This window comes from Halopseudomonas sp. T1L2, from assembly GCF_055397385.1.
This window is the reverse complement of record NZ_AP040865.1, coordinates 3854462-3867284: the sequence shown is the minus strand read 5'-3', so window position 1 is coordinate 3867284 and position 12823 is coordinate 3854462. Positions and strand designations below refer to the sequence as shown.

General features: G+C 61.0%; 10 protein-coding genes. 4 read left to right on the top strand and 6 right to left on the bottom strand.

Annotated elements, in window-relative coordinates; genetic code table 11:
• Window positions 1–131 precede the first annotated feature (131 nt).
• Entirely contained in the window at window positions 132–1763 is a 1632-nt protein-coding gene (locus ACZ5WQ_RS18155) for an NAD+ synthase (RefSeq protein WP_335600135.1), read from the bottom strand.
• A 128-nt stretch (window positions 1764–1891) separates the two neighbouring features.
• Here ACZ5WQ_RS18155 and ACZ5WQ_RS18150 point away from each other — a divergent pair, with 128 nt between their 5' ends.
• From ACZ5WQ_RS18150 to ACZ5WQ_RS18140, 3 genes are read left to right on the top strand one after another with little or no spacing between them, the layout of a single operon-like run.
• Window positions 1892–2131 carry a PP0621 family protein gene (locus ACZ5WQ_RS18150; protein ID WP_269687895.1) on the top strand — a complete coding sequence of 80 codons (240 nt, stop codon included), beginning with the start codon at window positions 1892–1894 and terminating at the stop codon, window positions 2129–2131.
• Window positions 2112–3704: an ATP-binding protein gene (locus ACZ5WQ_RS18145; RefSeq protein WP_464382832.1), complete on the top strand. Its 1593-nt coding sequence runs from the start codon at window positions 2112–2114 to the stop codon at window positions 3702–3704. Before ACZ5WQ_RS18150 ends, ACZ5WQ_RS18145 begins: the two co-directional genes overlap by 20 nt.
• 38 nt (window positions 3705–3742) lie before the next feature.
• Window positions 3743–5086, top strand: coding sequence for a sigma-54-dependent transcriptional regulator (locus tag ACZ5WQ_RS18140; RefSeq protein WP_233049122.1), 1344 nt, complete (start codon window positions 3743–3745; stop codon window positions 5084–5086).
• A gap of 15 nt (window positions 5087–5101) precedes the next feature.
• Here the strand turns inward: ACZ5WQ_RS18140 and thiO are convergent, their stop codons facing one another.
• On the bottom strand, window positions 5102–6196 hold the full coding sequence (thiO, locus tag ACZ5WQ_RS18135; protein ID WP_233049121.1) for a glycine oxidase ThiO: 1095 nt from the start codon (window positions 6194–6196) through the stop codon (window positions 5102–5104).
• Between the two features lie 473 nt (window positions 6197–6669).
• Here thiO and mqo point away from each other — a divergent pair, with 473 nt between their 5' ends.
• Window positions 6670–8151: a malate dehydrogenase (quinone) gene (gene mqo, locus ACZ5WQ_RS18130; RefSeq protein WP_228245845.1), complete on the top strand. Its 1482-nt coding sequence runs from the start codon at window positions 6670–6672 to the stop codon at window positions 8149–8151.
• Here mqo and ACZ5WQ_RS18125 read toward each other — a convergent pair.
• The 4 genes from ACZ5WQ_RS18125 to glyA all read right to left on the bottom strand — a co-directional run bounded on the left by ACZ5WQ_RS18125 (window position 8148) and on the right by glyA (window position 12780).
• A complete protein-coding gene (locus ACZ5WQ_RS18125) occupies window positions 8148–9209 on the bottom strand; it encodes a M48 family metallopeptidase (RefSeq protein WP_464382831.1) in 1062 nt (353 codons plus the stop codon). The two genes, mqo and ACZ5WQ_RS18125, sit on opposite strands and share 4 nt — an antisense overlap.
• Entirely contained in the window at window positions 9187–10518 is a 1332-nt protein-coding gene (locus ACZ5WQ_RS18120) for a YjgN family protein (RefSeq protein WP_464382830.1), read from the bottom strand. Before ACZ5WQ_RS18120 ends, ACZ5WQ_RS18125 begins: the two co-directional genes overlap by 23 nt.
• A gap of 118 nt (window positions 10519–10636) precedes the next feature.
• Entirely contained in the window at window positions 10637–11395 is a 759-nt protein-coding gene (locus ACZ5WQ_RS18115; protein WP_464382829.1) for a substrate-binding periplasmic protein, read from the bottom strand.
• A gap of 131 nt (window positions 11396–11526) precedes the next feature.
• Window positions 11527–12780 carry a serine hydroxymethyltransferase gene (gene glyA / locus ACZ5WQ_RS18110; RefSeq protein WP_335598745.1) on the bottom strand — a complete coding sequence of 418 codons (1254 nt, stop codon included), beginning with the start codon at window positions 12778–12780 and terminating at the stop codon, window positions 11527–11529.
• Window positions 12781–12823 lie beyond the last annotated feature (43 nt).

Below are 12823 nucleotides of genomic sequence, written 5' to 3'. Positions count from 1 at the left end.
ATGGCGGGCTTTTTAGTCGGGCAGCGGCAAGCTACAAGCCTCAAGCTGCAAGTAAAAGCAGCACGGGTGTTTAGTTTGTGGCTTGTAGCTTAAAGCTTGCGGCTTGCCGCTGCCGGCCAAAGGCCGGCTGGCTAGTCCTCCATCGCCCATCCTGACGTAATCGGATAACGGCGATCACGGCCGAAGCCGCGCTGGGTGATACGCGCACCGACAGCCGCCTGGCGGCGTTTGTATTCGTTCAGATCGACCAGTCGCACCACGCGCTTGACCTGATCCTCGTCGAAGCCGGCGGCGATGATGGCACTGGCAGACAGGTCGTGTTCAATATACAGACGCAGAATCTCGTCCAGCACCGGATATGGCGGCAGCGAGTCTTCATCTTTCTGATCAGGTGCCAGTTCGGCAGACGGCGGACGATCGATTACCCGTTGCGGGATAACCGGGCCCAGCGTATTGCGGTATTCGGCCAGGCGGAACACCAGCGTCTTGGGCACGTCCTTGAGTACATCAAAGCCACCTGCCATATCGCCATACAGCGTGGCATAGCCGACCGCCATCTCACTCTTGTTGCCGGTGGTCAGTACCAGCGAACCGGTCTTGTTCGACAGTGCCATCAGCAACGTGCCGCGACAGCGAGCCTGCAGGTTTTCTTCCGTGGTGTCGCGCGGCAGCCCTGCAAACACCGGCTCCAGCGTCTGCATAAACGCCTCGACCATCGGCGCAATCGGCAGCACGCGGTAGGTTACGTGCATGGCATGTGCCTGCGCCTCGGCATCTTCCAGACTCATGCCGGAGGTGTAGTGATACGGCATCATTACCGCCTCTACCCGCTCGGCGCCGAGCGCGTCGACGGCAACCGCCAGCGTCAGGGCCGAGTCAATACCGCCGGACAACCCAAGGACCACACCCTTGAAGCCATTCTTGTTGACGTAATCACGCACCCCGGTAACCAGCGCCTGATATACACTGGCTTCCAGCTCCGGCATGGCCGCCAGCGCGCCCTGACGCAACCGCACCTGGCTGTCGTCGAACTGCACATCAACCGGATACAGCCCCTCGCAGAAGGGAGAAACCCGGCAGGCGATCTGACCATCGCTGTCCACCGCTACGGAGCCGCCATCAAACACCAGCTCGTCCTGGCCGCCGACCTGGTTCACATAGATGATCGGCATTGATCCTTCGGCGGCGCGCTCGGCCAGCATGGCTTCGCGTTCACGCTGCTTGTCCATGTGAAAGGGCGAGGCGTTGAGGTTGAGCATCAACCGGGCTCCGGCGTCACGGGCTTGAGCCATGGGCTGAGGATGCCAGATATCCTCGCAGACGCTAAGGGCGACCGGCAGACCGTCAATCTCGAGGCAGCACGGCTCGGAACCCTCGGCAAAATAGCGCTTCTCGTCGAATACCCGATAGTTCGGCAGGTGCTGCTTTGCGTATGACGCCAGGATGCGGCCATCGGCGATGACCGCAGCCATGTTGTAGCAGAGGTCATCCTGCTGCCAGGGATAACCGACTACGACATAAATGCCCTGAACCTGCTCGCACAACTGATCCAGCGCCCGGCTGATGCGCGCCTGCATGCTGGAGCGCAGCAGCAGATCCTCGGGCGGGTAGCCGCACAGCGACAATTCCGGGAATACGATGACCCGGGCACCCAGCTCGTCACGGGCATGTCTGGACGACTCGATAATTCGCTCCAGATTGCCCGGGATGTCGCCCACCCGCATGTTCAGCTGGGCCATCACGATGCGCAAGGTTGCCGTCATGTTGTTTCTCCTGAGTCAAGATGCGCCTATTGTCCGGCAAGCGCCTGTGCCCCGCAATCGCAAGATGGTTTTGGCAGGCTGTGGCCTTGGGATACACTGAAACACCCTGCACGGAACACAGCGACACCATGGGACTGATCAAACTGATAATTCTGGCCGCGCTGGTATGGGTAGCCCTGCGTTTCTGGCGCGCGATGCAGCAGCAGCGCAACACGGAAAACCCCGCCTCACAGCGGCCGCAAACCGATGCACCGGTGATGGTCCGCTGTGCGCAGTGCCAGGTGCACCTGCCCGAGTCACGCGCGTTGCGCGCCGGCGACCAATGGTACTGCTGCGCGGAACACCGAGATGAACACGACAACCGCTGAGCGGATCGACTCCCAGCGCCCTCGCATCCTGCGACTGTACAATCTGTATCGGGTCATTCTCGGCTTCGGCCTGACCCTGCTGACCAGCTCGTCGCTGCGCGAGGGCGTGCTGTCCCTGAGCAACCCCGAGGTCTACGCTCAGGCCAGCTGGATCTACCTGTTCATCAACGTGCTGATCGCGCTGTCACTGCACAAGGGCCGACGGGATATTCACCTGTTCGTGCTGGCAGTGCTGGATATCACCCTGCTCGGCATCATCTTCTACGCCGCTGGAGGCATAGGCAGCGGCTTCGGCAACCTGCTGATCATTCCGGTCGCAATCGGCAACGTGCTGCTGCATGGCCGTATCGGACTGCTGCTGCCGGCAATGTCCAGCCTGGTGCTGATCTATCTGACGTTTTTCCTCAGCCTGACCCATCCCTACATCGGCCAGAACTACCTGCAGGCCGGCGTGCTGGGCGCGATCTATTTTGCCGTCGCCCTGTTCGTGCAGCGCGTCACCCGCCGGCTGTACCTGTCGGAAATTCTGGCCCGCGAGCAGGCCGCCAGTCTGGCCAGCCTGGAACAACTCAATCAGTTGATCATTCAGCGCATGCGCACCGGGATTATGGTGGTCAGCGCCGACAATCGAATTCTGACCAGCAACGAGGCCTGTTCTCAGATGCTAGACCGCGACGTACCCCAGGGGGAGCGGCTGGATAGGATCGCGCCAGAGCTGGAGCAGCGACTGCGTCAGTGGCAGCGCAACCCCTCGGTCAGGGCGCGCTCATTCCACAGTTTCAATGGCAGTACCGAGCTGATGGCCAACTTCAAACACCTCGGCAGCCAGACCGACGACAACATTCTGGTGTTCCTGGACGACAACACCCAGGTCGCCCAACAGGCACAGCAACTGAAACTGGCCTCGCTGGGCCGCCTGACCGCCAGCATTGCCCATGAGATCCGCAATCCGCTGGGCGCAATCAGCCACGCGGCGCAACTGCTGGCCGAGTCCGAACAGTTGTCAGCTCAGGACCAGCGGTTGACAGAGATCATCCAGCAGCACTCCCAGCGCATGAACCGGGTGATTGAAACCGTACTCGAACTCTCCCGCCGCCGCACCAGCGAGCCGCAACTGGTCGATCTGGCGCTGTGGGTCTCCCACTTCGCCGCCGATTTTCGCAGTGCGCATCCGCCAACCGATGCGCTTGAGTGCGACATCGAGAAAGAGGGCATTCTGACCCGAATCGATCCCAACCAGATGACCCAGGTTCTCAACAACCTGTGCAATAACGCACTGCGTTACACTGGCGAGGCGGGGCAAGCCCGCACCATCCAGCTCAAGCTGTATGTACGGCCGGACACCGAACTGCCGGTGCTGGAGGTCATTGATCATGGCCCGGGGATCGCCGAAGAACACCTGGGTCACATTTTCGAGCCCTTCTATACCACCGAAGCCACCGGTACCGGCCTGGGCCTGTATATTTCCCGCGAACTGTGCGAAAGCAACCAGGCACGACTCGAGTGCGACCGGGTGCAGCCCCACGGCTGCTGCATGCGCATCACCTTCGCGCACCCGAAACGACTGGTATGATGCCCGGTAATCAACTGACAGGAGTCAAGCAGCAAGCCATGATGCAACCCACCGTGCTGATCATCGACGACGAGCCGGACATTCTCGAATTGCTGGAGCTGACCCTCGGGCGCATGTCGCTGCAAACCCGCAGCGCGAAAACCATGGGCGAAGCCTTGAACCTGCTGCAGTCTCACCACTTTGATCTGTGCCTGACGGACATGCGACTGCCTGACGGCGATGGCCTGAGCATCGTACGCCATATCCAGCAACACTTTACCAGCACCCCGGTCGCGATGATCACCGCCTATGGCAGTCTGGATACGGCGATCAGCGCACTCAAGGCCGGCGCATTTGACTTCCTGACCAAACCGGTCGATCTCGCCCGCCTGCGCGAGCTGGTCTCGACGGCACTGCGCCTGCGAGATTCGCAGACCGAACCCGGCCCCCAGGCACAGGACCCGATCCTCGGCATCTCGCCACCAATCGAGCGACTGCGCAACCAGATCAGCAAACTGGCGCGCAGTCAGGCGCCACTGTATATCAGCGGCGAGTCCGGCAGCGGCAAGGAACTGGTCGCCCGTCGCATTCACGCGCTCAGCCCCAGAGCCGAACAGCCCTTTGTACCGGTCAACTGCGGCGCCATACCGTCCGAGTTGATGGAAAGCGAGTTTTTCGGCCACCGCAAAGGCAGCTTTTCCGGTGCAGTTGCCGACAAGCCGGGCCTGTTCCAGGCCGCCAATCACGGTACTCTGTTTCTCGACGAGGTCGCCGACCTGCCGATGGCCATGCAGGTCAAACTGCTGCGAGCCATCCAGGAGAAGGCGGTTCGCGCCGTCGGCAGCCAGCACGAGGAAGCGGTTGACGTACGTCTGTTGTGCGCTACCCACAAGGATCTCGCCAACGAGGTGGCCCAGGGACGCTTCCGCCAGGACCTGTTCTACCGCATCAACGTGATCGAACTGCAGGTGCCACCGCTGCGGGCGCGCCGCGAGGACCTGCCGCTGCTGGTCCGCAGTATCCTCAGCCGCCTGGCCGAGCGCGCCAACCGTCCCGCGCCCGCGGTCACCGAGGCCGGTATGGAACGGCTGCTCAATTACCGCTTCCCGGGCAACGTACGCGAGCTGGAAAATGCGCTGGAGCGGGCCTTCACCCTGTGCGAAGGCCAGCAGATCGACGCCAATGACCTGTGGCTCAGCGCCTGCCCAAGTGCGGCCCAGGACGACACTCCCGATTTCAGTCAGATCGACCATCTGGAGGATTATCTGGACAACATCGAGCGCCAGGCGATCACCCAGGCACTGGAAGAGACCCGCTGGAACAAGACCGCCGCCGCCAAGCGGCTGGGTCTCACCTTTCGCTCCCTGCGCTACCGCCTGAAGAAGCTGGGCCTGGACGACTGAGCCATCAGCGGCCCGTCAGTTCAGGCGCGTATCCGGCAGATAGGGTGTCGGATCGATCTCCGGGCTGCGCTGCAACAGCAAATCGGCGAGCAGCCGACAGGATGCCGGGGCCAGTACCAGCCCATTGCGGAAATGCCCGGTGTTCAGCCACAAGCCAGGCAGCGAAGACACCGGTCCGATATAGGGCACACCGTCCGGCGATCCCGGGCGCAAGCCCGCCCACTGGGCAACGGGCGACTGCTGCGCCAGATCAGGCAGCAATGCCTGCGCACTGGCCCGCAGCGATGCAAGCGCCTCGTCGGTGGTGCGCTTGTCGTAACCTTCGTACTCCAGCGTGCTGCCGATCAGAATATGACCGTCACGACGGGGAATCGCATAGCGCCCCCTGGCCATGACAATCGACGGCAGCCAGCCCGGCGCCATCCTGTACAGCAGCATCTGGCCCTTGACCGGTTCAACCGGCAGCGTGAGCCCTGCCTGCTGCAACCAGTCGCCGCTCCAGGCGCCGGCGCACAGCACAACAGCGTCCGCCTCAATCCGCCCAACCGGGCACTGCACCCCAACCACCGCGTCGCCATCACGCAGCAACGATTCCACCGCGCAGTGCTCGTGCAGGGTGAAGGCGTCAAACTGCAGCAAACGGGCACGAAGCGCCTGCATCAGGCGCGGATTGCGAACGTTCGCCAGATCAGCCTGCCAAAGCGCACCAGCAAACCCCGGGGCGAGCTGCGGCACCTGCCGGTAGACGAAGTCGGCATCCACTGCACGCAGCGGCTTGCCATGGGCCACCGCCCAGTCCAGCGCCTGATCCTGTTCATCGTGATCAAGCCACAACAAGCCGCAGGTGTGCACTTGCGGATCCCGCTCGGTCTGTTCCAGCAGCGAGGTTGCCAGCTGCGGGTAATATCCCTGTGACCACTCGGCCAACGCACTGACCGCATCGCAGTAGCGCCAGGGGTACAGTGGCGACACGATACCGCCGCCTGCCCAGGACGCTTCACGTCCCAACTCGCCGCGCTCCAGCAGCGTCACACGACATCCCGCCTGCAACAACTCGAGCGCACTCAGACACCCCATTACTCCGCCACCGACCAGCACTACCTCACGCATCCACTTCCCCCTGACCCGCCTTGCCGCACTCAGCTATCGCTATTGATCGTCTACCGCGAGTACCGCCATCGCGGCGCCGGGAAGACTAACGCACAATCGACCTGTTTTAGACCAAAGTCGGCCAAAAAAGCCGTTATAAAGGCGGCATAAGCCGAATCATGTGCCTGTCCCCGCCCGACAGAAACCGGTATGATACGCCTTCTCTGAACTACTCCAATGGCCGATCACCGTCAGACCATTGAGCCCCGGCAGGCAATTCCACACGAAGCGCCGCCGCTTTCCATCAGCCAACCACTGATACCCACGTACCGGGGCGTTCGGAGCAGACAGCACACACTGCTTGCCGCGCTCTCGACACAGCCAAAAGCGACCGTCGGGATCAAGCCCGTTTGCTAGCCGCCCCGACATTGGCCAGTATGATCACTGGAGAGCTCAAGAGGCTCCTTGATTTTTACCAAAGAGGCGACATGTAAATGACAGCAACGAACGTAGATGTATTGCTGGTCGGTGGTGGTGTCATGAGCGCTACGCTGGGAATGTTGCTCAAACAGTTGGATCCCGCCATGACCATTACCCTGGTCGAGCGTCTGGACCATGTGGCTCACGAAAGCACCGACGGCTGGAACAATGCCGGCACCGGCCACGCCGGCTACTGTGAGCTGAACTACACTCCCGAAGACCAGAATGGCAATGTCGCAATCGAACGCGCCCTGGCCATCAATGCATCCTTCGAAGTAACCCTGCAATTCTGGAGCTACCTGGTAGAACAGGGCATCATTCAGAACCCGTCAGACTTCATCAACGCCACCGCCCATCAGAGTTTTGTCTGGGGTGAAAAAGACGTTGCCTTCCTGCGCAAGCGCCATGAACTGCTGAGCCAGCATCACCTGTTCGCCGAGATGCAATACAGCGAATCAGCAGACCAGCTGCGCGAATGGATGCCGCTGGTCATGTCCAGCCGCGACACCAGCCAGCCGATTGCCGCCACCCGCGTTGATCATGGTTCCGATGTCGATTTCGGATCGCTGACTCGCCGGATGATTGCGCACCTTGAGCAACAGGATGGATTCGAACTGCGTCTGAGCCACTCGGTAAAGAGCCTGCGCAAGAGCAAGCGCGGTTACTGGCGCGTGGTTGTCGAAGATGAAAAGTCTGGCAAGGACATCGAATTCAACGCCAATTTCGTATTCCTCGGTGCCGGTGGCGGTTCACTGCCGCTGCTGCAAAAGTCGAATATCGACGAAAGCCAGGGTTACGGCGGCTTCCCGGTCAGCGGCCAATGGCTGGTCTGCCAGGATCAGGACGTGGTCAAGCGCCACAGCTCCAAGGTCTACGGCAAGGCTCCGGTCGGCGCCCCGCCGATGTCGGTCCCCCATCTGGACACCCGTATCATCAACGGCCAACCTGCCCTGCTGTTCGGCCCGTTCGCCGGCTTCACCACCAAGTTCCTGAAGAAAGGCTCGATTTTCGACCTGTTCTCCTCGGTCAAGCCGTACAACGTGGCGCCCATGATGGCGGTTGGCCGGGACAACATGGACCTGACCAAGTATCTGATCGCGGAGTCTTTCCAGTCGCACAAGGATCGCGTTGCCTCACTGCGCAACTTCTTCCCTGACGCACAGGAGAAGAACTGGAAACTGCAAAACGCAGGCATGCGCGTGCAGATCATCAAGAAAGACGCCAAAGGCCACGGCAAGCTCGAGTTCGGTACCGAGATCGTCGCTGCCAAGGACGGCTCCCTGGCAGCGCTGCTGGGCGCCTCCCCTGGAGCATCGACTGCCGTCCAGGCGATGATCGATGTCATCGAGCGCTGCTTCAAGGACCGTATCGCCAGCCCAGAGTGGCAGGAGCGCATGAAAACCCTGGTGCCATCCTATGGCCAGTCCCTGGTCAAGGATGCAGACCTGCTCAAACAGGTCCGTCAGCGTACCCTGAGCACACTCAAGCTGGTCTAGTACCCGGTTTGAAAGCGCTCGATACGCTCTGGCGTAGATGGATGGGTTGAGAGAAAGCCGCTCAGCTCATCCAGTTCGCCCTCCTCCCCGGAGGGCGGATCCAGACGCAACATGATATCGGCAAAGCGCTGTGGCGATATCTGCTGATCCTGCAGAAACGCCAAGGCAAACTCGTCGGCTTCCTCTTCCATGCCCCTCTGATAGCTGAGCGTCGCCAACAGCGCAGGCACCCCGGTGACCAGATCCGACGCGGCCGACACATCGCCAGTCAGCGACACCATGACAAAGACCAGCAACGAGCCCTGCACCAGGTTACGCATGCTGTGCCGGTGCACCGCGTGCCCAGCCTCATGCGCCAGTACCGCGATCAGTTCCTCGTCATGCTGCGCCAGCTCGATCATATCGTCGGTGAACACCAGATTGCCGCCCGGCAGCGCAAAGGCATTGGCGCCCAGCGCCTCGCTGGCGCGAAAGTGCACGTTCAGGCGATGATCCGGATGACGCTGCTGCAGGGCCAGAAGCGCAGGTTGCATTACCTGCAACAGCGCCTGCTGCCGCTCCTCGCTCAGCGTGCTGGGCGATGTCCAGAGTCTATCCATGGTATCCAGCCCCTCCTGGCCGGCTCGCTGCTCCAGTGCCACCGGCAGCTGGTACGCCAGCTCCCTGGATAACCAGGGCACACCCCATACGACGCCGCCCACCAGCATGGCCAGCACGACCACCAGGGACACCAGAACCAGCGGAATATTCAGTTCCAGCTGTCGCAGCCAGACTGTACCGCCATCAGCCGCCTTCAATCCCGCAGCGATAGCCTGCAACCCGGCCACATCGGCCGATTCCAGCGCAGCGCGCTCGCCCAGGTGCAGATAGCTTTTGGCGCTGCCCACCTGCATGCCGAGTCTGACCTGCGCGGCGGCGAAGTGCTCCACCCGGCCATCGTCCAGTTCCAGCCGCAGCTGGTTCCCCTGCAGACGGGCAATCGCGGCGCAAGCGCCGCTCGACTCGCCGTCGAAAAAGTGCCCGCTGACCCCGGCATTAACCGAAGGAGAAACCGACATCGAAGGCGTCCCCCAACTCCATACCAACGGCACCTGCGCGTTGGGCTTCACCTGCAACAAAGCCATTCAGATCGCCGGCAATGTCCATCTGCGTGCAGCTGGCCCGGTAGCGCGCCATACGCACCTTGGCCCAGGCGGTGAAGAACCCCATGGTCAGGGCAATCAGCAAAGAGTTGGTAACAAAGATCCAGACCATGCGGCGCTTGCCCAGCGTAGAAACGAATCCGTGCTCACCGAGTCGGGTCGCATTGGTCACCAGATTGGTCACACCGGCCATCATGTAACCGAATAGCGCAAGGTACGCGAGCACAACCCCAATAATGCCCAGCGCGGAGTGAGCCATCGAAGCCAGCCCACCGAGCAAGGCAAAACCAATAAACACCAGAACCATACGCAGGAAGAACAGATAGGTTTCACCCACCGTCAACGACAACTGGAACGGGCTGCTGCCAAACCGGGTATTGTCCACCAGGAAGCGATACCAGCGTTGGGCCGACAACGGCAACAGCAGGCCCAGGCTCAGAATGCCCACCAGCGGCCACAGGTAGATCACCTGCACGGCTTGCCAGTAGGAGCCGGTAAAGTCGAATCGGATATTGCGATAGGCGCTGTTAATCGCATGAAACTTGAGTGATCGGGTGATAATCCAGGGAATAAGCGGCAGAAACAGCAACAGCAAGCCAACGGCCACGATGGGGAAGAAATTCGAGGCAACCGTCCAAAGGATTACCGCAACCAGCGCGACCAGACGCCCGCGAAAAATCACCCAGGGGTCAGCCAGATACTGAAAGCTGCTCCCCTCCAATACGGTATGACCGTAAAAATACTGCAGGTTGCGAACCTTCGCCCAGGGCGCGTAGAAGCCGAGCGTCACTATCAGCAGGAGGATATTGACGATCCACACACCGAAGTACTCACCACCACTGCCGGTAAATTGCAGCTGCGACAGCCGTTTTGCCGGCGATGCCGCCGCCACTGGCGGCGGCAGTGTCGTGTCACCAATCACCGGCTCGCGGCGTGCATCCGCACCCGGGGACGCACTCGATGCGGCTCCATTGGGCGCAACTGGCGAACCGGCGCCCTCCTCGGCAACGATTTCGGTGATCAGCCCAGCGTCGTGCAAACGCTGGCGGTAGCGCTCGGCCAGAGATGCCGTCAGGCCGGACTTGATGGTTACCGTGCGCCCCGCCAGCAGCATGTCGACTTGCTGCCTGCCGAACCCCAGGCGCAGAAGGTTCTGCTCCAGTTCGGGCGTTTCGACCTCGCCGGTCAGCCGGCCCCTGAACACAACCTTGAACAATTCGTGCATATCGGCCCTTCCCTGTCTGAAAATTCCCTAACTTACTGCCGGCATCTGCCCGACGTTGCCAGGCGCCGCCGCCATTCAAACAACTACCGACAACCTGCGCAAGTGGCAAGCTGTCAACCTAGCGCCGGGTTACATCCATCACAACACCTTCCGCAGCCAGCGATTCAAACGCCCGGTCCAGTTCACGGACAACCGCCATGGCATCCGGCCTGCTGCGCGATACAAACAGCCGCATGGGGGGCTCATCCACAAGGATATGGGGAAGCGGCTGCATATCCAGTTCGGCCATGGCCGATACCGCCTGCCCCCGGTAATCAAGCAAATAATCTCCCCGACCACGCAATAACATCCGTATGGCACCCACATGAGAGCTGCTGGAACGCTGATCGATTTGCCAGCGCGGGTCCTGCAACACCCGCAAGATCGGCAAACTGTAGTTGTAGTTGGTAATCAGGATAAGCGCCTTGCCCTGCAGACTGTCAGGCCAGCGGGGCACCGGCTCGTCGGCGCGGTAGTAAAGATGAATCGGCAATGCTCCGAAGCTGGACTCGCTCTGCACGACGTAGGCCTCAAGACCGACCTGATTATTGACCCCAAGCCAGACATCAACCTCGCCCGACACCAACCCCCGGCGGACCCTTGCAATGGGCAGCAGATTAATCTGGTAGGCGTATCCGGCCCGCTTGAACAACTGCTCCAGCACATCAGCGGTAGGGCCTACCACCCGGCCGTGCTGGTCGTAGTCGGAATAGCCCGGATAGGGTAGCAGTACCACCTTCAGCGGCCGCTCCAACGGTGCCGCATACCCGCCTTGCGCAGACAGCGCCAGCAACCCGAAACAGCAATACGCCGCCAGCATTCTTATAATTTTTTTCACGCCATCCTCTGCTGCCCGAGTCATCGTGCCGGACACCAACTGCCAGTTGAGTCAGGCATCAGAATGCCATGATCTGCAGACAAAAAAAAACCCGCGCCGATTGGCGCGGGTTTTCATGTCACTGCTCGAACTCAGGCGCCATAAACCGGCAAGCGGGCACATACGGCCTTGACCTGCTCGCGCACCCGATCAATCACGGACTCATCACCCATGTTGTCGAGAATGTCGCAGATCCAGCCAGCCAGCGCTTCGCAATCAGCCTCAACGAAGCCGCGGGTAGTGACCGCCGGCGTACCGATGCGCAGGCCGGAGGTTACGAACGGCGAACGCGGATCGTTCGGCACGCTGTTCTTGTTGACGGTGATGTACGCGCGGCCCAATGCGGCATCTGCGTCCTTACCGGTAATGTCCTGCTTGATCAGCGACAGCAGGAACAGATGGTTCTGAGTGCCACCGGATACGACGTCGAAGCCGCGCTCAACGAACACCTTGGCCATCGCCTGGGCATTCTTTACGACCTGCTGCTGGTAAGCCTTGAATTCAGGCTGCAGCGCTTCCTTGAAGCAAATCGCCTTGGCCGCAATAACGTGCTCCAACGGACCACCCTGCGCACCCGGGAATACCGCGGAGTTCAGTTTCTTTTCAATTTCCTCGTTGGCACGGGCCAGGATCAGACCACCACGCGGACCACGCAGGGTCTTGTGGGTAGTGGTGGTGACCACGTCCGCGAACGGAACCGGGTTCGGGTAGACGCCTGCAGCAACCAGACCGGCAACGTGGGCCATATCAACAAACAGGTAAGCCCCGACCTTGTCAGCGATCGCACGGAAGCGGGCAAAATCCAGCACCTGGGAATAGGCGCTGAAACCGGCCACGATCATCTTCGGCTTGTGCTCAACGGCCAGACGCTCGACTTCGTCGTAGTCGATCAGACCCTGGTCATTGATGCCGTACTGAACGGCATTGTAGAGCTTGCCGGAGGAGGAGACCGAAGCACCGTGGGTCAGGTGACCGCCGTGCGCCAGGCTCATGCCGAGGATGGTGTCACCAGCCTGCAGCAGCGCCAAGTAAACCGCCGCGTTGGCCTGGGAACCGGCGTGCGGCTGAACGTTGGCGTAATCGGCACCGAACAGCTCCTTGGCACGGTCAATGGCCAGCTGCTCAACGACATCGACATACTCGCAGCCACCGTAGTAGCGCTTGCCCGGGTAGCCTTCGGCGTACTTGTTGGTCAGGACGGACCCCTGCGCCTGCATGACTGCCGGGCTGGTGTAGTTCTCCGAGGCAATCAGCTCGATGTGCTCTTCCTGACGTACCGCTTCCTGCTCCATGGCAGCCCAGAGATCGGCATCGAATGTGGCAATATCGTTGGAACGGCTAAACATGTAACGGCCCCCTGCTAGGTCGTTCTGATGAAAAAAGAAGCCG